This window comes from Pseudomonas gingeri (assembly GCF_013386165.1).
Taxonomy (GTDB): Bacteria; Pseudomonadota; Gammaproteobacteria; order Pseudomonadales; family Pseudomonadaceae; genus Aquipseudomonas; species Aquipseudomonas gingeri_C.
This window is the reverse complement of sequence record NZ_JACAOS010000003.1, coordinates 256,954-277,707: the sequence shown is the minus strand read 5'-3', so window position 1 is coordinate 277,707 and position 20,754 is coordinate 256,954. Positions and strand designations below refer to the sequence as shown.

Sequence of the window (20,754 nt, the reverse complement as noted above, 5' to 3'; positions counted from 1 at the left end):
CCCGTAGCGGATCCATCGATTTCTGTCGCATGCGGCAGAAATCACAGTAACGCGGAGCAAGTTTATGCAATTCGATTGGCACTACACCCTGGGCCTGTTATGGAACGGCGACTTCTGGCGAGCCGTGGCCACCGTGGTCGAACTGAGCCTGGAAACCTGGATTCTGGGCATAGTCTTCGGCTTTTTCCTGGCCCTGGCCCGGCAGTCGGAACGCCGCTGGCTACGGGATACCGCCGGCCTCTATATCTGGTTCTTCCGCAGCCTGCCATTGCTGGTATTGCTGATCTTCGTCTACAACCTGCCCCAAGTGTTTCCTTCCACCAGCATGGTGCTGTCCAATCCCTACTCCGCAGGCTTGATCGCACTGGTACTGAGTGAAGCCGCCTATATTGCCGAGATCCATCGCGGCGGTCTGCTGGCGGTCGTCAAGGGTCAGCTGGAAGCGGGCAAGGCCCTTGGCATCGGCTATCGCGGCGTGCAGCGCTTGATCGTGGTGCCCCAGGCCCTGCGGGTCGCCCTCCCGACGCTGGCCAACGAATACATCACCATCGTCAAGCTGACCTCGTTGGTGTCGGTGATCTCGCTCTCGGAAATCCTGCTGGTCGGCCAGCAGCTCTACACCCAGAATTTCCTGGTGATGGAGACCATGCTTGCCGTGGCGTTCTATTACGTACTCATTGTGACGGTGTTCAGCCGCCTGTTGCGCGTACTGGAAAACCACCTGGACGTAACCCGTCGCCAGCCCAAGAAAATCGCGCCCGCCGAATTGGGCCAAGTCGCCACTGGCCGTACGGCTGACCGGGCCGAACCCGGCGAGTTCGCCTTGCAGGCCAGAGCCGTTCGCAAGTCTTATGGCGAGTTGGAGGTACTCAAAGGCGTCGAACTGAATGTGCGCTGGGGCGAGGTGGTATCGATCATCGGCCCGTCGGGCTCGGGCAAGACCACACTGATTCGCACCATGAACGGCCTCGAAAGCCTGGACCATGGCGAGATCACCCTACAAGGCCAGCCGTTCCTGCGTGGCACTCGAGAGCCGGAAGGCTCGCTGGGTCACAAGGTTCATATGCAGGGCATCGTCCACGTCGGCATGGTGTTCCAGGGTTTCAACCTGTTCCCCCACAAAACCGCCCTTGAAAACGTGATGCTGGCGCCGGTCTACCATGCCCAGGGTGGCGGCGAAGAACTGCGCCTCTTGAGCCTGGCCCTGTTGCGCAAGGTCGGTATGCTCGAGCACGCCGGAAAATATCCGCATCAACTGTCCGGCGGCCAACAGCAGCGAGTGGCAATTGCCCGCGCCCTGGCCATGCGCCCCTCGGTGATGCTGTTCGACGAGCCCACCTCAGCCCTCGATCCGGAACTGGTCGGCGACGTGCTGGCGGTGATCGAGGAACTGGCCCGCGAAGGTATGACCATGGTGATCGTTACCCATGAAATGAGCTTCGCGTTCAAGCTTTCTGATCGCGTGGTCTTCATGGAAGGCGGCGAGATCATCCAGAACGCCGCACCCCGCGAAATGCTCGAGCAACGCAGCGAACGCATGACCAAATTCCTCAAAGACGTACAACTGGCGTGAGCCAAAGGAGCCCCGAAGTGAATCAAGCCAAGGAGCCCAGCCTGTCGCTGGCCGACCAGGTTGCCATCGAACTGCGCGAAGACATCATTGGCGGCCGGCTGCTGCCGGGCATGCCGCTGGTGGAGAGCGAACTGGTCAACGCCTACAACGCCTCGCGCAATACCGTGCGTGAAGCCTTGCACCATCTGGGCCGCGAGGGACTGACCAGCTATGTGCGCAATAAAGGCGTGATCGTGCGCCGCCTGGGTGTTGATGAAGTGCGCGACATATTCAAGGTGCGGCGCACCCTGGAGTTGCAAGCCATCGCGGCCAGCAAGCCCCTGCGTGAATACCAGTCCGACCTGATGCTCGAAGCCATAGAGGCCGCGCAACTGGCTCAGGACCGCGAGAACTGGCAAGCCTTCGGCACCCACAGCCTGAGGTTCCACCAACATATCGTCGGCCTGTTGCGCAGCCCGCTGCTGGACGAGTTTTTCACCCACATCGCAGCCCAGATGCGCCTGGTGTTTTCCAACGCTCCCAGCGAGGAAACCTTCCAGAAACCCTGGCTCGAACGCGACCGGCATATCCACGACCTGCTCGGTGACGGCCGCAAGAAAGAAGCCGAGGAAGCCCTGAGCAGCTACCTCAACGACTCCGAGTCGGTGCTGCTGGACATTCTGAGCAGCATCTCAAAACCCTGAAAAGAGGACCCACCATGTACAAGGACTATCCAGCGGCCTATCAAGTCAGCAAAGGTGCCGCATTGCAGGTCGACAAAGCCTTCTATGATCGCGTGCGCGAGTCCCGGGATGGCCGCACCCTGATCGAGAAATTTGAAATCCCGATCCGCACCGGCCATGCCTGGAAAGTGCCGGCGGGCCATGTGTTCCGCGTAACCACACCGGTCGGCCCACAAGTCGGCGATTTCAATGTCTGGAGCGCCGACGATCCCCGCGAACGCATGTGGGCGGCGCGCACTCGCCAGTTGCAAGGCGCCCACGTCACCACGTACGACCGCCTGTGGTCGAACCTGCCCTTTCTGCGGCCGATGGTCACGATCACCGACGACAGCCTGGCCGGCTACGGCATCGACGAACACGGCGGCCGTCTGCACGACTTGCTGGGCACACGCTGCGACCCTTACGTGAACAAGATGCTCACCGGCGAAGACTTTCACCACCACTGCCACTCCAACCTGACCCGCGCGGTGCTGCCCCACGGCCTGACCGAGTTCGATGTGCACGACGTGCTGAACATCTTCCAATGTACCGGCCTCAATCACGACGACATGTACTTCATGAAAGCCTGCCCGGCCAAACAGGGCGACTACCTGGAGTTCTTTGCCGAAATCGATCTGCTGTGCGCCCTCTCCACCTGCCCGGGCGGCGACCTGTCGCTGCCGATGTGGGGGCCGGATGCCGAAGACCCGCTCAAGGTCTGCCGTCCGCTGGGCGTTGAAGTCTACCGCCTGGACGACGCACTGCTTGAGGGCTGGAAACAACCTCAGCGCGCCGCCTACAACGGCAATCACGGACTCTTGATTCCCAAGGCCGAGTGGGAAAAGTAAAGGAAGGCCACATTGACACCCGGGACTCCTGTCCGTCCCGGGTGTTTCGCAACCTGGCTGCACAGCCAAAGCAGGAGTCGCCGACCATGAACATGCCATTACTGAACTGCGATATCGGGGAAAGCGTCGGGGCCTGGACCAACGGCTGCGATGCCGACATCATGTCCTTTATCGATTGTGCCAACATCGCCTGCGGCTTCCACGCCTCCCACACCCAGCACCATGCGCAAGACCGTGACCCTGGCCCGCGGCGAAAACCTGACTGCCAGTGACGGCAGCGGCAGTGGTCGCAGCTACAGCCTGCCCACCTGGTACGACCCCAGCGTCGGACCGGAACTGCGGCAGTTGGCCCAACGCAGCGGGCTGTCCATCAACGACGTCATCGAACGCCACAGCGGTCATGAATACCAGGTATTCGTCCCGGGTTTCGCGTTCATGGGCCTGGTGGAAGAAATCCTCGCCAGCCCGCGCCTGAACACCCCGCGCAAACGCGTGGCGGCCGGCAGCGTCGGCATCGCCGAACGCCAGACCGCCGCGTACCCCCAAACCTCCCCCGGCGGCTGGAACCTGATCGGCCGCACCACCGCAAAGCTGTTCGACCATTCGCTCGAAGGCTATAGCCTGCTGCAACCGGGTGACCGGGCACGCCTGGCCCAGTACCTGCCAGGTACCGAGTTGCGTTTATCACCCGTCATCCAGGAGGTTGCGCAAGAGCAGCACCTACGCTTGCTCGCTCAGTGGCATTGACGCAAACGAATACCGCCACGCCAGGCGAGGCAAAGGGGCCAAGTGAATGCCATAACGACCAATCGGTCAGTGGGAAGCCGCCCCTCCCATGAACATCCCTACCGCTCGGAGGACCAACGCCCGTATCTGCTCAACCTCAAGTGGTTCCGAGGCCGGTTGATACAGTCGAACTTGTACCTCCGCCGTCAACAATGCGAGGAACTGTGCTGCCCTGACCTGAGGGGCAGCCTGGCCCAGCTCACCACGACTCATGGCTTCACCCATCCAGGTCGACAAGACTTCAATACAGTCGCTTGGCCCTGCCTCGTAGAACAGCATGCCTATATTCGAACGTCCAGCCTCGGCCATGACCATCCGGTACACCGCCAATGCACTGCTCTCATTGGTCAACACAAATAGCATGCGTTCGCCGAAACACGTGAGCTTCTGCTCAAAGGTGAGTTCTTCTTCGCCATGCGCAGACAACAGCCCCACAGCCTCAGATAAATGCACAGTGGCAACGGAACGAACGACCTCGACAAACAACGCTTCCTTGGAAGGGAAATAGCCATACAGCGTTGCTTTGGAACCGCCCAATCGCCGGGTCAGTTCATTCATCGACGCCCGTTCGTAGCCCACCTCTTGAAACAGATGCGCCGCAGCCTCAATGATCGCTTCGCGGCGCGCTTCCGTCCTTACTTTCATTCCAACCCCACCCATAAGCGAACCAGCATGTACAGTTTTGCTTGACAGCCATTTGCTCGCTGCGCAAGACTGTAAACCGTACCGACCGGTTCAGTTTAACCAAAGAGCCAATGTACTGCCCTGCCCCTTTAAAGACAAGGAAAGGCTCGGCCGCACCAGGTACCCATTAACGCCAAAACAGCGCCATCCCCCTTGATCACGCTTCTTTAAGCAGGGCTCTCACATGTACAAAATATTCAAGGCACCTCGACTGGTAATGCTGACTGTCACCCTAACCATGGCCGGATGTGCCGGAACACCGCCGTCCTTGTATTCAGGCATCGACTCTTCGGCGCGCCTGGCACCCAACACCGAGGATGACTCTGGCCGAGTGCCCTATAGCTATAAGGCCAACGTCGACTGGAACCACTACTCGGCGGTTATTCTCGAGCCGGTAACGGTCTACCAAGCGCCAGATAATCAATTCGGCGACCTGACCCAAGCCGACCGACAAACCCTTGCCCGCTACATGCACAGTCAATTCAGCGAGCGCTTGAAAGAGCGCTTCAAGCTGACGCGAATCTCGACTCCCAATACCTTGCGGGTAAAACTGACGTTGACCGGAGCACAAACCACAACGCCCTTTCTCGGTACGTTCACTCGATTCGATCTGGCGGGAGGCCCCTACAACATCGTGCAGTCAATTCGTGGAAAAGAAGGCACGTTTACCGGCTCGGTGTTCTTTTCTGTCGAAATTTACGACGCGGCCACCAACCGTCTGCTTAACGCTTACGTGACCAAGCAATACCCGAACTCGTTGAACATCGGTGCCACGCGAGGATCACTGAGTGCCGCACAAACGGGAATTGATAAAGGCGCAGAGGCACTCGTCGCACAGTTCAAATAACACGTGCCTCGGACAGACCATGAAGGCGTTCGCGAACCTGATTGCCTGCAAGCAATGCGACACCGTGTATCAGAACCTCTCGGTGGCATCAGGTAAGTCGCACGGTGCAAACGCTGTTCGGCCTTGCTGTATCGCGGAAGTGTTCCAGATGTCGACCAGCCGCGTATCTGGATGGTCACCTTTGGGACGCTTGGAGCTCGGCTCGAATTCGCGGCGTTGTTCGGGCTGAGCCATGAAGACGTCCTTCCATAAAGCATCCTCTTGTTCGAGGGTTAAGGATGCACCATGACTCTCCGAGACTGAACAACCGCCGCTGGTTTGTTCACGGTCAATTCCTTAAGCGTCGGTAGTCGCACGGTCAGCAAGTGGCCGCCCGGAATCGCTCTGCGACAACTGTGTTAGCGTCGAACAGCCAATATCGGAAAAGTAGCGCTCGATACCGGACTTCCAGTCGTAGGTGCAAATCCTCGCGATGTAACCATCAGGACGCACCAGCACGGCGACGTTTTCCGTGGTGTTGATGCCGTACGCCATGCGTGCATGCAGTTGGTCGTCGGCCAGGTCATCAGCCTCATCATTGGCAACATGCCACGGGCGGATGGCGACCACCTTCACCAAGCCCTCGATAGCGGTAATTTTTCGGGCAGCCTCAATAGCCTTCTCACCAAATGCCAGCACCGTGAAGTGAGTGCCTTTGAACGCATCGAATAACGTGCGCGTGCCCAACCGGCGGTTGGAGCAAGGTGCATCGGGCGCTCGATCGCCCGCAGCAAGCAGGGGCGTTCGCTCTGCCCCACAGCCCTGACTCAAGGAGCTTTCGCGGTAGTTGATTTGCAGTTGCCGCTCCACGTCGCCACGGGTGAGCTTGGGGATGCGCACTTTGCTCACGGAGCCAAACAGCTCGCTGGAGATTTCCAGCACCGCTGCCGCCACGGGCATGCGTTCTTCCTGATAAGTATCGAGCAGCGAATCGGTCGCCCCCTGCAGAACCAAGGCCAACTTCCATCCCAGGTTATAAGCATCCTGCACGCCGGTGTTCAGGCCTTGTGCGCCAGCCGGGGTATGCACATGTGCTGCATCGCCCGCCAGCAAGGCGCGTCCCACGCGGTACTTTTCGACCAGGCGCACATTCGGTCGGAACAGCGACAGCCACACCGGGCTGTGGATGCGAATGTCCTTGTTGCCGGTGATGGCTAGCCAGCGTTCCTGAATCGAGCGCTCGGACAATTCGGGTTCCAGCTCCGACGGGTTGACCCTGAGCATGATCTGGAACAGATGGGTATGGGGCAACGGGCACAAACCTACGATGCCATTACGCAACGACGGCCATACATGCCAGTTGTTTCTACCCAGCCCTTCGACCTGCACATCGCCCACAATCATCCGGCCTTCCTGGGACGTGGTGCCGATAAACTGCACGCCCAGTTGTTTGCGCACAAAGCTGCGGCCACCATCCGCTCCCACCACATAGCGCGCGCGAATCGTGCTGTTTATCCCGTTGCAAAGCACGGGCACTGCAACGCCACCAGCGTCCTGAGTAATGCCAAGGGCTTCTGTCGCCCATTCAACCTCCCCGCCAAGCTCCAACAGCCGGTTACGCAGGATCTCTTCGGTGCGCCATTGTGGGATCAGGCAGGTGTTGGGAAATGGCACATCGGGGGTTTGCTTGCGGTACTTGATCATTGCCCACTCAATACCGATGAGGGGCAAGTGCAGCTTCATCAGCGGGTATTTTGCTCCCGCTTGCAGAACCGCGTCCGCCACGCCCAGGTCATTGAACACTTCCAGCGAGCGGGGCTGGATACCCTTACCACGAGAGCCATTAAATGGCGTGGGTGATTTTTCGATGATTCTGCTGCTTATCCCGCGACGCGCCAGTTCGCAGGCCAATGTAAGACCGGTGGGACCCGCACCGACAATAAGCACATCGGTCACGGCGCTGTTAACGTGCTGAATTACGCTCATGATAATAACGTCCAATAATTAACAACCCCAAAAGACACACAACATCCAGGCAGTTGCGCTTGAATTTTATAAAACATGACTGGACAATCTGACTTGCGCCAAAAATTGTATAAACAGTTGAGACAGCTCATCGGGACGTTCAAGCGGCGCCATATGCCCGCATTCACGGACAACAGCAGCATTCATAGGCTTGAGCAAGACCTTGGCTTCCTGCATGTGAACAACCGGCGTTATGTTGTCGTCCGCGCCCCACACCAAGAGCGTAGGAATTGCAAGCTCACCCATATCACGAAAGAGTGCTTGCTGCCCGATCAACGTAAAGTTGCGCAAGGTCGAAAGCAATGAATACATCGTTCCTTCATAGCCCAGCGCGTCACTGACCATAGCCTTGAGATATTGAGCATCCGCTTCGGTGTTTACGTTATGGTGTATATGGGAAAGTATCGATTGGCGAGCCAGGTGTTTGCCGAATCGTTCAGCTATTACCGGAATATTTGCCACCCGGGCTGCGAGGGCTTTTTTGCGCGTGAGCCCAGCGGGCCCGACCAACGTCAGCGTTTTCGGTTTGAGCCCATGTTCAGCCAACAGCGCCATGGCAATGAGAGCGCCCATCGACGTTGCGATGACATGGTCAACGGCGGCCAGGCCAAGTGCGCTGACCAGTTCCTGTGACTGCTGCACGAATAACCCAACGCCATAGGCATCCTGTACACGGTCTGAATAGCCGCGTCCGTAAGCACTGTACGCCAGCGTTCGAAAGCCTTGCTCGTGCAGGCGGGTTACGAACCTGTCCCAATAAAAAAGAGGGATCGTAAGGCCCGGCACCAAAAGCACCACTTCACCATTCGCGGGACCGGCCAGCTGGTAGTGCGTAACACCGCGTGATAACTGAACGAAGTCTCCCTGCAAACGATTACGGGCCTGAGCGACCAGCTTTCCGGTTTCACCCTTGGCAATAAAGTAGGACAGAGGCTTGAGTTTCATATAGCACCCAGTATGTTTTTTATTGAAGCTGCGATCTCATCAGGCGCTTCTTCAGGTAGCAGACGTCCAACCCCCGCCAGAACAATTTCCTGGCTTCCCGTAATATCACGGGCGAAATATTGACCATCAACCTGTTCACCACGCAGCACCAACGTTGGTGCTCTTATGTTGCGAATTTCGCCGGAACGATCGCGCTGATCGGTATTGGCAAAGTGAATGAACGCTTCGCGATTGGCGGGAATACTCATCATCTGATAAGTCCGATCAATCACCGCCTCATCCAATACAGTGCGCGTCCCCACCAACTTGCGTAGGTTCATCGCAGTGGAACGCCGGGATAAAAAGCGGCGTAACAAAAATCGACCGATGGGATTACGTGCCAGATGAAATGCAGCAGGTAATGACTTTTCCGGGTAACCGGTCGCGTTCATCAAGATCAGCCGCTGGACTTTATCGCGATGGTCCAGCGCAAAGTTCCAGGCAATATTTCCACCCAACGAATTCCCACCGAGTTGGAATCTGCTTAGGACAAGGCGCTGTACAAAATTATTGAGGAAACGCACGTAGGCATCAATCCGGTAATCATTGCCGGGCATCGCACCACTTAATCCGCAACCCGGTAGGTCCAGCCGTACCACTTCAAAATTTTGCCGTAATGCCAGCACCAATTTGTCGAAGCTCTGCAATGAAGAGCCACTTCCGTGCAAGAGGACAATCACGGGGCCTTTGCCCTCGCGCTTGTAGTGGACCTGAGTACCGCCGACGACGATGAATCGGGACTGGGCATCCTGCAAAGAATGTTCATCTGGCATTACGGACCTCGACACGGACTGGCAAAGGAAGGGCGGAACCTGCAACGGCTGCAGCGCTTTTAATTTACGGATACAGTGTATCCATAATAAAGATAAGCCTGTCAACTCCCCTCTTCCGACCGGCGAGCGATTCGACACCTAACGGCTAAACGGTTTATAAGTCCGGTCAACCAAACAGCATGATCAGCAGATGAATACATACGATCAGAATCCACTACCACCTGGCAGCCCTCAGTGGTGGCTCAATCAACCTGTGCGCGAGCAAAAAACTGGCGCGCGCGGACGCCCGTCCATCTCGTTTGACAGGATCATCGCCACGGCATTGGAAATCGTAGAGTCGGTTGGTTTTCAGGCTTTCAACATGCGAATGCTTGCGGACAGCCTGGGGTCAGGCACAGCGACGCTTTATCGGCATTTCCAGAGCAAGGACGAGATATTTGCTTACGCGGCGGACAGGTTTCTGGGCGGGCTGCTGAACGATGAACAGGACGCCGCCGACTTGGGCTGGCAAGACGCCTGCGTACTGAGCATGAGTCGGTTTTACCAGAAGTTGAATGCGCATCCGAACATCGTCCCGCTGCTGGCCACGCAGATTCCGCTGGGCCCGAATGGACTAGAGCTTCGCGAGCGTGTGTTGGCGATGTTCTTGAAGGCAGGATTTACACCGCCATTGGCCGCGTCTGCCTACACGACCATGGCTCATTATGTGATTGGATTCGCCGGCCAACTGAACCCCGCAGGGCAACATTCGCACAACGCAAGTGCCGAGCTGAGGGGGTTCTTTCAACAGCTAGAGTCGAGCAAGTACCCAGCGACCGTGAAGATCGCCCCGCACTTGTCGAATATTTCAATCAATGACGAATTCGACTTTGGCCTCAAGTTGATCATCGTCGGCCTGGACCATGCGCTGCAGGCCAGCAAGACGGGTTGAATCCACAGCCAAATGCAGGATTCCCTGGTAGATCCGCCAAACGCCCACCAGCGTCTCAAGACACTGTGAATACACATGAGTCGCTGGGGGAGCGCAAGATAGATATAGATGATCTAGCCATGACTCCATCGAACTGATGCGGTGCCAGCTTGATATTTACATGAAATAATCTACCTGATAACGGGCAATCCGGGAGTCCCCCAGCTCACTCCTCACCCTCAAATGCTCGGGATGTGTGGTATATGCCTCCAAGGCTTCAGCTGAAGCAAATTCGGTGTAAAGCACTACATCGCAGGCATAATCGATACGACTTATATCGACACCGACCTCGATCTTCAAAAGTCCGGGTATCAACCCGGCAAGCCCTTCGAAACGCTCCTTGAGAAACAGACAGGCTTGCCTGTTTTCTTCAGGCGTCTCACCTTCCAGGTTCCACATAACAATGTGCTTGATCATCGCTGTCTCCCTGCGGTGTCAGTTATGCCTGCCATATCAACCTTTGCTTTTCTGATATACATCCACGAATACCGCTGCCAGCAACACAGCGCCCTTGATCATCTGTTGGTAGTCGATACCGATGCCCATGATCGACATGCCGTTGTTCAACACACCCATGATGAAAGCGCCGATTACCACGCCCACCACTTTGCCTACCCCTCCGGAGGCCGAGGCTCCGCCGATAAATACGGCTGCGATGACGTCCAGCTCGAAGCCGGTGCCTCCGCGTGGCGTCGCGCTGTTCAGACGGGCAACAAAAATCAGACCGGCAACGGCGGCCAGTACGCCCATGTTGACGAACGCAAAGAAGGTCACCCGTGAGGTGTTTATTCCGGACAGACTGGCAGCCTTGAGGTTGCCGCCCACCGCATAGATCCAACGGCCAATCACGGTGCGATTCATGATGAAGGTATACACACCAATCAACACGCTCATGATGACGAGCACAGTAGGTATGCCGCGGTAAGTTGAGAGCAGGTAGCAAAAGTACACAATGAGCGCCGTGATCAGGCCATTCTTCAGCGCGAACAGCGCGATTGGCGCGACGCTGCCGCCGCTCTTGAGTGTGCGTTTGCGACTGCGATACTCGACTACCCAGAACGTCGCCGCGACGGCGATACCCAGCAACAAGGAGGTGATTCGCAGGTTTTCATTGGCAAAAAAATCGGGAATGAAGCCAGAACTGATCGCCGTGAAAGCCGGCGGAAACGGACCGATCGACTGTCCTTGTGAAATCGCGATAGTTGCTCCGCGAAAAACCAGCATGCCGGCCAGGGTGACAATGAACGACGGCATGCCCCAGACCGCCACCCAGTACCCTTGCGCGGCACCAATCAGCGCACCCGCTGCCAGGCAGATCACCGTGACGGTGAAAAAATCCAATCGATACTGGACCATCAGCACCGCGGCCAGCGCGCCGATCACGCCGACCACCGAACCGACCGAGAGGTCGATGTGGCCGCAGACGATCACCATCAGCATGCCCAACGCCATGACGACGATGTAGCTGTTCTGCAACAACAGGTTGGTCAGGTTGAGCGGCTGCATCAGCGCCCCGCCGGTGGCCACCTGGAAGAACACCATGATGACGATCAACGATGCCAGCAATCCGTATTCGCGCGCGCCGCGCTTGAATGACGTGAGCGCCGTTGGTTTGGATGTGAGAGGTACGCTGACTTCGCTCACTGGATCACCTCATTTTTCATGATTGCGTGCATGATTTTTTCCTGCGATGCCTCTGCGATCAGAAACTCGCCGACAAAGCGCCCTTCGTTCATCACATAGATTCGGTCACAGGTACCCAGCAACTCAGGCATTTCCGAGGAAATCATCACGACGCCCCTGCCCTCACTGACCACCTGATTGACCACTGCATAAATCTCGTACTTGGCCCCGACATCGATGCCACGAGTGGGCTCGTCCAGGATTAAGATCTTGGGATCGGAAAACAGCCACTTACCCAACACGACCTTCTGCTGGTTCCCCCCCGAGAGCTTGTCCACCGTCTGCAAAACGTCCGGGCTGCGAATGCGCAGACGCGTCTTGAAATCAACTGCCACCGCCGTCTCGGCCAGCTCGTTCATCACCCAGCGTTTGGACACGGAGGTCAGGTTGGCCATGCTGGTGTTGCGAGTGATGCTCTCACCCAGTACCAGGCCGGCGCCCTTGCGATCTTCGGTGGCGTAGGCCAAACCGTGATCGATGGCCTTGCGCACGGTGCCAAGGTCCACGTCTCGCCCCTCCAGACGCGCCTTGCCACGGATGTTCGAGCCATAAGAGCGGCCAAACACACTCATGGCGAACTCGGTACGGCCAGCGCCCATCAACCCGGCAATGCCCACCACCTCACCCCGACGTACGTGGAAATTGATGTTACGGATACGATCGCGTCCGGGGTGCTCCGGATCACCGACCGACCAACTTTCAATCTCGAACAGGGTTTCGCCAATGGCGGGAACACGCTTCGGATAACGGTCCGAGAGTTCGCGGCCGACCATCGAGCGGATCACCCGGCCTTCATCGATAGACTCGGCACGACAGTCAATGACATCGACGGTACTGCCATCACGGATCACCGTGATCTCGTCCGCCACCCGCCCAATTTCATTGAGCTTGTGCGAGATGATGATCGAGGTGATGCCACGGCTTTTGAGCTCGAGCATCAGCTTGAGCAAGGTGTCGCTGTCTTTTTCGTTGAGGCTCGCGGTCGGCTCGTCAAGAATGAGTAGGCGCACGTCCTTGGCCAGCGCCTTGGCGATTTCCACCATCTGCTGCTGACCGATGCCGAGGTTGCCCACTAAGGTCTGCGGCCGCGCATCGAGACCGACCCGCGCGAGTAACTCACGGGCCCGCAGGTGCGCTTCATCCCAGTCGATCACGCCATGACGCGCGATCTCGTTACCGAGGAACAGATTCTCGGTGATCGACAACATCGGCACCAAAGCCAATTCCTGGTGAATGATGCAGATGCCCAGCGCCTCACTGTCGCGCAACCCCTGGAACGTTCGTGGCGCACCATCGAAGATAATTTCGCCGGTAAAGCTGCCATGTGGATAGACACCACTGAGAATCTTCATCAGGGTTGATTTACCAGCGCCATTTTCACCGCAGATCGCATGGATTTCGCCATCGCCGACCTTGAGGTTGACCCGGCTAAGTGCCTTCACCGGGCCGAAGCATTTCTGGATATCACGCATGTCGAGAATCGTTTTTGTCATTTTCTCTCTCCTGCCAGCACGCACCAATCGCGGACTGCCTTAGCGCAACTGCTCAAGCGTGTAGAACTTGGTGTCATCGACGAGGACTTTCTGCCAGTTATTGCCATCGACCAGTTGTGGCGTCAGCAACTGGGTCGGCACGATCATCGAGCCGTTATCGTAGGACGTAGAGTCATTGACCACGACGGTCTTGCCACTCAAGGTCGCGTCCATCATCTTCGCGGCGGCTTCGGCGAGGGCGCGGGTGTCCTTGAAGATGGTCGAGGACTGGTCGCCGCGAATGATCGACTTGATGCTGGAAATCTCGGCATCCTGGCCGGTCACGATCGGCATCGCTTGCTTACCCGTGCCATAGCCCACCCCCCTCAATGAGGACACCACGCCATTGGCGATCTGATCGTTCATGGCCAGTACCGCGTCCAGGTGGGCGGTGCCATAGAAAGCGCTAAGCAGGTTGTCCATGCGCGCCTGGGCCTGGGCGCCGTCCCAGTTGGGCGTGGCCACTTTGTCCAGATCTTGCTGGCCGCTACGAATCACCAACTTGCCACTGTCGATGAAAGGCTTGAGCTGCGACATCACTCCCGCGTACACCACATGGGCGTTGTTGTCGTCCGTGGAACCGGCGAAGATTTCCAAGTTGAACGGGCCTTTGCCCTGCTTGAGCTGCAACTTGTCAACGATGGACTGCCCCTGCAGCACGCCGGTGCGATAGTTGTCGAAGGTGACGTAGTAGTCGAAGTCTTTGGTGTTGCGGATCAAGCGATCATAGGAAATGACCTTGATGCCTTTCTCCTTGGCCTGCTTGAGCACATCGACCATGGTCGTGCCGTCGATCGGTGCAACAATCAGGCCCTTGATGCCCTTGACCATCATGTTTTCGATTTGCGACAGCTGGGTCGGCGCTTCGTACTGGGCGTATTGCAAGTCGGTGTCGTAACCGAGTTTCTTCAACGAATCCACGATATTGCTACCGTCTGAAACCCATCGCGCTTCGGTTTTCGAGGGCATGGCAATGCCAATCGTGCCCTTGGCGCTGGTTTCATTCTTCGAGCAGGCACTGACGGCCAGGCCTAACAATACTGCCGCGGCAACCTTGATGATCTTGTGCATGGTGTCCTCTTCTTTTTGTTGTTGGCATTTCTCGGGGATGCAACTTCCCTTCCGGCTCTTTTTACAGAGCCGGCGGGGTCATTTCGCCTACGGGACTACATGCCGCTATTGAGCCAGGATGACTTCCTGGCCATTCAACTCAGCGGATTCGAACAGCGCTTCGAGTATCACGTTGATGTTATGCGCCTGGCTGGCCGGCACCGTCGAAGGCCTACCAGTGCGCAACGACTGGACGAAGGCAGCGGCTTCGCGATCGAAATACACCGGGTTACCGATCTCGGCGATTTCCGGGGAGTAAACGGTTTTGCGCACCGCCCAGATCTCCGGAAAGCTGTTCTCGTTCCAGTGCGTCCAGCCTTGCTGATGGCCGTTCTTGCCATCGTGGTAAAGCTTGTACGACGCCGGCATCGGCGTGGAATGCATCACCCCGTGAGTACCGTAGGCGGTAATGTCCCAACTCTCGGTCCAGGGCATCGGGTCCCAGGACATGAAATCGATGGTGATCAACTTATCATCGTAGTTGAGCACCGCGCCCACTGCGTCCTCGCGCGCCGAATCGCTCATCTGCCCGGCGAACTTGGTAATCCGCGCATTGACCGATTTGGGCATGCCGAAATGCAACAGCAAACGGTCGATGGTGTGGCAGCCGATCACATAAAAGGCGCCGCCACGGTCGCCCGGCTGTTTCATGTGATTGGTGTCGGCCTCGTCGTGAGAGCAGCCAGCATGCGCGCGAACCTGCAGCACTTTGCCGATTTCACCGCTCTGCAGAACCTGCTGCATTTTCTCCACCGACGGCGCGTAACGCCAGCAGTAGCCAACCTGGAACAACCCGCCGGTGCGCTCGACCGCGTCAACGATGCGGGTGGTGTCGATGGTGCCGCGACCCGCCGGTTTTTCGCAGAGCACAGCCTTCCCGGCCTCCAGCGCTTCAATGGCCCAGTCGGCCATCAGGTAGCTCTTGGGGTGCACCAGCACCACATGCACATTTGGGTCGGCGAGGATTTCTTCCTTGCTGCGTGCCTGCAAGTCCAGCGCATCGCAGAACGGCTCTAGCAAAGGACTATCGTCGTAGGCGCCAAGGAACTGCATCCCGGGTATGCGCTTGAAGGCTTTGACGCGGCCCGACGTGTGTGGATGGGTAATCCCCAGGCAGGCCACACCAATAGTGGCGCCACTCTCAAGCTTGTAAGACATGATGTTCTCCAGGTGTTCTTGTCCGAGATAACCAATGAACATTCAAGCTCAGAGCCTGACCGCACGCCCGGTCTTGACCGATTCGACTGCGGCATCGGCGAGTTGCAGCGCCTTGAGGCCATCCTGCACGGTGGTTGGCATCGGCGTGCCCTTCACCAGCGCTTCGATGTAGGCATCGAGTTCGGCTTTGTAGGCTTGCTGATAACGCTCAAGGAAGAAGTTCAGCAGCGGCTCACGCGCGTCGGTGACGTCCTGGTTCCAGCGACGGATTGTCGTCGGACGAAGGTTATCCATCTGCAGCATGCCTTTGGAGCCGAACACTTCGATGCGCTGGTCGTAGCCATAGACCGCCTGGCGGCAGTTGTTGATATGGCACTGTTTGCCCGACGCCGTCTGCATTTGCACCATGGCGGTGTCGTAGTCATCGTACTTTTCCATCATCTGCGGATCGATCAGGCGGCTGCCGATGGCGCTCAGCTCAACCGGCTCCTCGCCCAGCAACCAGCGACCGATGTCCAGGTCGTGGATGGTCATGTCGCGGAAGATACCGCCCGAATGCTGGATGTAGTCTTCAGGCGCCAGGCCAGGATCGCGGCTACTGATGATCACCTGGCGCACTTCGCCGATATCGCCGGCATCGATGGCCGCACGCATTTCAGCGAACGTGGACTCAAAGCGGCGGTTGAATGCCAGCATGACCCGTCCATTCAGGCGCTCCACTTCCTCTACCGCAGCCAGGCTCTTGGCCATGTCAAGGTCGATCGGTTTTTCGCACAGCACCGCTTTGCCCTGGCGCACGGCACGCAGCATCAGGCTGATATGGGTGTGGGTCGGGGTGCCGATGACGATGGCCTGTACATCGTCACGATCGATCGCCGCTTCGCAGTCGAGCATGGCGTCGGCACCGAAGGCGTCGGCCAGACTCTGAGCGGCATCGCCGAACGGATCAGCCACGACGACCAGCTTGGCAAACTTGCTTGCTGCCACGTTGGCTGCGTGGATCTTGCCGATACGACCGGCGCCGAGAACTGCGATACCTACCATTTGTTATCTCCTTGAAACGCTATTGTTCGATGTTGTAGACGAGTGAAACGTCAGCGTGCTTTGGCGCATCAGTTCGGGAACTGGATGCCTTCGAATTGCGCGAGGGTGGTGTCAAAGGCTCTCTTCGCCGCCACTTCCAGGGGCAGCTTGCGCAACTCGGCGGAAATCAGTTCGACACCCCAAGGCCCGCGATAGCCGACATTGACCACCTGCTGGATAAACGCCGGCACATCCAACGCACCTTCGCCGCAGAGTTTGCGGTGGTGCGTCGAGTCGTTGAACAGCGTTTCGACGATGGCCTGGTTGGCGTCGTCCAGCTCGATGGACTTGATCAATTCAAGCGGGATCTTGGCGATTTCATCGAAGCTCATGCCGCCACGTGCAACGTGCCAGGTGTCCACCAAAAGGCCGCCGTTAGGGCGCACGTTCTCGGTCACCGCAATGGCGCGGTCGATGGTGCAGACGCTGGAAAACGGCAGGAACTCGATCACCACGTTGACACCGAAGGGTTGAGCCCGATCGCATAACAGGGCAAAGTTTTCGCGCATGCGCGGCACATCCGGTGGCCCGTCTTCGAACAGGCCGCCGGCGACCTTGAGGCTGCGTGCGCCCAGTTCGCCGGCAATTTCCAGCAGCTCGTCGCGCATTTTGTCCGACGCTACGCGGCGCTCTCCGTCCAGGTGCCAGTCGGTCAGGAACTCGACTTCCACGTGTTTGATGCCGTTGCCCTGGAGAATGTCGCGCACTGTCGCAATGCCCAGCTTATCGACGTTATGCATCAGGTCGGCATGGACGAAGCCCATCCCGCGCCAACCGGCTTTCGAGGCAACTTGCGCTCGATCCTGCAGGGAGAACGGGCTGATTTCGCTGGGAGCGCCTGGGTAGGTATCGCCAGCGAGGGTCCAATAGGCAGCAAGGAGTTCGATATTTTTAGTGGGCATGACGATCACTTATGAGTGGTTTGAGAACGGTCGAAGACAGTTGTCGGTTAGTCAGAGCGGGGTCAGAACAAAATCCCAATTGACCGCCAGGAACGGCACGGGCAAGTCGTAACGTTCGGCGACTGCCGGATCGCTTTGAGTGGTGAACTCGGCAATCAATTCTTTCTTCACGCCAAACACGGTGTCTTCGTGCAAGTACTGGCAGTCAGGCGTGAAGATGTGCGTGATCACCTGGTCGTAACCGTTGGCGGTGACGATGAAATGCAGGTGCGCTGCGCGGTTCGGGTGCCGGCCCAGATCACCCAACAGCTTGCCTACGGGACCGTCGGCCGGGATCGGGTAATGGCGCGGCTTGACGGTGCGGAACGCGTAGTAGCCATCGGCATCGGTGGTGAACAGCCCGCGCAGGTTGTAGTCAGGTTGCACACCTTTCTGCTGCACGTCGTAGAAGCCATCGTCGTTGGTCTGCCAGATATCCAGGGTCGCACCGGCAATAGGCCGACCGGCCGTATCCAGCACCCGACCGCTGACGAGGGTCGGTTCACCCTTGCCGTCCAGGCAGATGTTCGCGCCGTTTTCGTAGTGCGGCGCATTGGCCACATAGAACGGGCCAAGAATGGTATTGGGCGTGGCGCCCTTTGGCCGGCGATGGTTGATCGCGTCGACCAACATGGTCGCACCCAGCACGTCCGACAGCAGGATGTATTCCTGACGCCAGTCGGTGCACATCTGCCCGGTCCGAGTCAGGAACTCGATGGCCTTGAACCACTCATCGTGAGTCGGCTCGATTTCCTTGATGGCTGCATGCAAATGCCGAGTCAGTACCGCCATCACTTCGGCCAGGCGCGGGTTGGCATCGGCAGAGATTCGGGCATTGACGATTTCGGCGGAGTGTTCCTCTTCGAAAAGGCCGCCAATGGCGATGTTGGTGTCCAGGTGAGCGGTCATGATTGGAAATCCTTGATCGTTATTCTTGAAGGTCGGCCGGCTTTTAAGGGGGGACGCCGGCCTGCGCAATGGCAGTTCTCAATACGCTTTGACGTCGGCAACAGGCCATTTTCTGCGCCCGCTGAAGCGCTGTTTCATCTGCTGTTCGATCTCTTCCAGAGTCAGGCCCTTGGTCTCTGGCAACCACAGGGTGCAGAAGATGATCGAGCCGATGTTCACCACGGCGAACAGGAAGAAGGTCATGCCGCCCATCACACTCAGCAGGACCGGGAAGACGAAGGCGACGATGGCATTGAAGATCCAGAATACGCTCACTGAAATACCATTCATCAAGCCCCGGGCGTGGGTCGGAAACAGCTCCGACATCAACAGCCAATACACCGGGCCGATGCACATTTGCATGAAGAACAGAAACACCAGCACGCCGGACAGTGCCAGGTAACTTTGCACGAGCGAATGCGGCATGAAGTTGAGCACGACACCAAGGAAGATTTGCGCCAGTACCACGACGGTCAGCCCCAGCAGTAGCATCGAGCGACGATCCATGCGGTTGATCACCCACATGCCGATCAAGGTGGCGATCACCGAAACCACGCCATTGCCGATGGTGGCGATCAGCGCGGCATTAGTGCCCATGCCAGTCTCTTTGAGAATCATCGGCGTGTAGTACATGAACGCATTCACGCCGGTGAACTGAATAACAAAACCCAGGCCGATACCAATGGCCAACAGCTTGAGCAACCAGGGTTCGTTGAGCTTGCCGAGCACGCCGCTGTGGTGCCGTTCGACGTTGCACTGGGCAATGATTTCCTTCAGTTCGCGGTCCGCCTCGCGCTGGGTATCACGGATGCCGGCCAAGGTGGTCTTGGCTTCGGCGATACGACCTTTGCTGACCAGCCAACGGGGCGAGGTCGGCACAAAATGCATTCCAACGTACAGCAACACCGCAGGGACCAGCGCAATCGCGAGCATGTAGCGCCAGATGAACGGACTGTCGAACAGGTGCGCCAGGCCGGCGCTGGTGATATAGGCCAGGCACTGTCCAGAGACGATCATCAACTCGCTCTGACACACCAACCGACCGCGGTGTTTGGGCGCTGCCAACTCGGCGATCAGCACCGGAACAGTGGATGACGCACCGCCAACGGCAATCCCCAGAATGAAACGGGTGATGACCATGGTCCAGATATCCGGCGCTACGGCGGTACCCAGCGCACCCAGTGCAAACAAAATGGCCAGGGCCTTGAGTACACCGAGCCGGCCATAGCGGTCGGATAATTGACCGGCGAACAGTGCTCCGAAAGCACCACCAAATATCAGCGAGGAAGCCACCAGCCCTTCCGTCATGGGCGTCAAGCCAAGGCCACCCTGACTAACATCAAGCGTCATGAACGGCAGCGCCCCGGAGATGACTCCGGTGTCGTAACCAAATCCCAGCGATCCCATGGTGGTGATGGCTGCGATACGCCAAAGAATCTTTGACGAAGCACTGGAGGCATTTTGATTGCTGGGCATGAGGTCAACCTTATTGAAATTATTTGTACGCTCAGTGGAATTGAGACTACTGCCATTGAAACGGAAAAAAAATGCCTCTATGGCAAATGTGTTTTCCGGCTAGTGGAAAACTGCAATCAGCCCCGCCCCGGTTCATGTCCATTGATCGTGGCGGGGCATTTCCGGGCCAGAACTGGCCCCTCGTAAACGATGCCTGCCTGTATGAAATGATCGACCCGGCTGGTGGCCTTGTCGTGTGCAGTGAAGTTGGCGAACACCGAAAGTCCGCGCTGGCTGTCGCCGTCTCGAGCGGTCAATTGCTGCTGGGCGACAAACCGGTAACCGTGACGACTCGAGTGCTGTTTGAACTGATCACCAGTGAGGGGTTGAGGTGCTGATCGTTGGTCAGGTTGCGCCCGTCACGCTCTGTGACGGTGAACTGGAATTGAGAATTTTCCCAACCGAGGATTTTTTGCCGGTCGGCCTTGAAGCCCAGTGCAAATTGCTCGGTCCAGCGAGCCGTATGACCCTTGTCATAACCGCCGCGCAGATTGACGGCCATTTCCCCGGTGTAACCCAGTTCGATATCAACACCTGATCCAGCCAGTCACTGCGTACGCCATCCCAGTCCCCGGTCATCCAGCGTGAATCCCCGGCGAAGGGTTCATTGGCGG

At 57.7% G+C, this 20,754-nt stretch carries 19 protein-coding genes and 2 pseudogenes; 6 read left to right on the top strand and 15 right to left on the bottom strand.

Translation table 11 applies throughout. The annotated features are described in order from the left end of the window. The first annotated feature begins 64 nt into the window (after positions 1-64). The 4 genes and pseudogenes from HX866_RS34595 to HX866_RS05790 all read left to right on the top strand — a co-directional run. The gene (locus HX866_RS34595; RefSeq protein ID WP_177138468.1) at positions 65-1,573 is read left to right on the top strand and encodes an amino acid ABC transporter permease/ATP-binding protein; all 1,509 of its coding nucleotides are present in this window, start codon (positions 65-67) and stop codon (positions 1,571-1,573) included. Positions 1,574-1,590: 17 nt separating this feature from the next. After that, positions 1,591-2,256 carry a GntR family transcriptional regulator gene (locus HX866_RS05800; protein WP_177091835.1) on the top strand — a complete coding sequence of 222 codons (666 nt, stop codon included), beginning with the start codon at positions 1,591-1,593 and terminating at the stop codon, positions 2,254-2,256. 14 nt (positions 2,257-2,270) lie between these two features. Further along, complete coding sequence (locus HX866_RS05795) at positions 2,271-3,122, top strand: urea carboxylase-associated family protein (protein WP_177091834.1); 852 nt, start codon at positions 2,271-2,273, stop codon at positions 3,120-3,122. An 86-nt stretch (positions 3,123-3,208) separates the two neighbouring features. Further along, positions 3,209-3,770: pseudogene (locus HX866_RS05790) on the top strand (carboxyltransferase domain-containing protein); the annotation flags it as partial. Between the two features lie 165 nt (positions 3,771-3,935). Here the strand turns inward: HX866_RS05790 and HX866_RS05785 are convergent. Next, positions 3,936-4,553, bottom strand: a complete 618-nt coding sequence (locus HX866_RS05785) for a TetR/AcrR family transcriptional regulator (RefSeq protein ID WP_177091833.1) — start codon at positions 4,551-4,553, stop codon at positions 3,936-3,938. A gap of 223 nt (positions 4,554-4,776) precedes the next feature. Between HX866_RS05785 and HX866_RS05780 the strand changes: the two genes are divergently transcribed. Beyond that, entirely contained in the window at positions 4,777-5,439 is a 663-nt protein-coding gene (locus tag HX866_RS05780) for a DUF3313 domain-containing protein (protein WP_177102468.1), read from the top strand. 336 nt (positions 5,440-5,775) lie between these two features. Here the strand turns inward: HX866_RS05780 and HX866_RS05775 are convergent, their stop codons facing one another. From HX866_RS05775 to HX866_RS05765, 3 genes are all read right to left on the bottom strand, one after another. Further along, positions 5,776-7,404, bottom strand: a complete 1,629-nt coding sequence (locus HX866_RS05775) for an FAD-dependent oxidoreductase (RefSeq protein ID WP_177138466.1) — start codon at positions 7,402-7,404, stop codon at positions 5,776-5,778. 66 nt (positions 7,405-7,470) lie between these two features. After that, entirely contained in the window at positions 7,471-8,388 is a 918-nt protein-coding gene (locus tag HX866_RS05770) for an alpha/beta fold hydrolase (protein ID WP_177091829.1), read from the bottom strand. Beyond that, the gene (locus tag HX866_RS05765) at positions 8,385-9,200 is read right to left on the bottom strand and encodes an alpha/beta fold hydrolase (RefSeq protein ID WP_177138464.1); all 816 of its coding nucleotides are present in this window, start codon (positions 9,198-9,200) and stop codon (positions 8,385-8,387) included. The genes HX866_RS05770 and HX866_RS05765 overlap by 4 nt, the downstream gene beginning before the upstream one ends. 190 nt (positions 9,201-9,390) lie before the next feature. Between HX866_RS05765 and HX866_RS05760 the strand changes: the two genes are divergently transcribed. Further along, the gene (locus tag HX866_RS05760; RefSeq protein ID WP_177138462.1) at positions 9,391-10,131 is read left to right on the top strand and encodes a TetR/AcrR family transcriptional regulator; all 741 of its coding nucleotides are present in this window, start codon (positions 9,391-9,393) and stop codon (positions 10,129-10,131) included. 156 nt (positions 10,132-10,287) lie between these two features. Here the strand turns inward: HX866_RS05760 and HX866_RS05755 are convergent, their stop codons facing one another. From HX866_RS05755 to HX866_RS34215, 11 genes and pseudogenes are all read right to left on the bottom strand, one after another. Then, positions 10,288-10,587 carry a Dabb family protein gene (locus HX866_RS05755; protein WP_177091826.1) on the bottom strand — a complete coding sequence of 100 codons (300 nt, stop codon included), beginning with the start codon at positions 10,585-10,587 and terminating at the stop codon, positions 10,288-10,290. Positions 10,588-10,623: 36 nt separating this feature from the next. Then, positions 10,624-11,814: a multiple monosaccharide ABC transporter permease gene (gene mmsB, locus HX866_RS05750; RefSeq protein ID WP_177138459.1), complete on the bottom strand. Its 1,191-nt coding sequence runs from the start codon at positions 11,812-11,814 to the stop codon at positions 10,624-10,626. Beyond that, entirely contained in the window at positions 11,811-13,346 is a 1,536-nt protein-coding gene (mmsA, locus tag HX866_RS05745) for a multiple monosaccharide ABC transporter ATP-binding protein (protein ID WP_177138457.1), read from the bottom strand. Before mmsA ends, mmsB begins: the two co-directional genes overlap by 4 nt. A gap of 39 nt (positions 13,347-13,385) precedes the next feature. Next, positions 13,386-14,456, bottom strand: coding sequence for a multiple monosaccharide ABC transporter substrate-binding protein (chvE, locus tag HX866_RS05740; protein ID WP_177091823.1), 1,071 nt, complete (start codon positions 14,454-14,456; stop codon positions 13,386-13,388). A 105-nt stretch (positions 14,457-14,561) separates the two neighbouring features. Beyond that, a complete protein-coding gene (locus HX866_RS05735) occupies positions 14,562-15,653 on the bottom strand; it encodes a Gfo/Idh/MocA family protein (RefSeq protein ID WP_177102482.1) in 1,092 nt (363 codons plus the stop codon). 48 nt (positions 15,654-15,701) lie between these two features. Continuing rightward, positions 15,702-16,697 (bottom strand): inositol 2-dehydrogenase, encoded by a 996-nt coding sequence (gene iolG / locus HX866_RS05730; RefSeq protein WP_177091821.1) that lies wholly within the window; start codon positions 16,695-16,697, stop codon positions 15,702-15,704. A 68-nt stretch (positions 16,698-16,765) separates the two neighbouring features. Beyond that, on the bottom strand, positions 16,766-17,638 hold the full coding sequence (locus tag HX866_RS05725; RefSeq protein WP_177138450.1) for a sugar phosphate isomerase/epimerase family protein: 873 nt from the start codon (positions 17,636-17,638) through the stop codon (positions 16,766-16,768). A gap of 51 nt (positions 17,639-17,689) precedes the next feature. Further along, on the bottom strand, positions 17,690-18,586 hold the full coding sequence (locus HX866_RS05720; RefSeq protein WP_177091819.1) for an intradiol ring-cleavage dioxygenase: 897 nt from the start codon (positions 18,584-18,586) through the stop codon (positions 17,690-17,692). Between the two features lie 78 nt (positions 18,587-18,664). Then, entirely contained in the window at positions 18,665-20,101 is a 1,437-nt protein-coding gene (locus HX866_RS05715) for a sugar porter family MFS transporter (RefSeq protein WP_177138448.1), read from the bottom strand. 116 nt (positions 20,102-20,217) lie between these two features. Next, positions 20,218-20,421, bottom strand: a pseudogene (locus HX866_RS34220) (carbohydrate porin); the annotation flags it as partial. Continuing rightward, positions 20,394-20,642, bottom strand: a complete 249-nt coding sequence (locus tag HX866_RS34215) for a carbohydrate porin (RefSeq protein ID WP_256344826.1) — start codon at positions 20,640-20,642, stop codon at positions 20,394-20,396. The gene HX866_RS34215 and the pseudogene HX866_RS34220, both read right to left, overlap by 28 nt. Between the last annotated feature and the right edge of the window lie 112 nt (positions 20,643-20,754).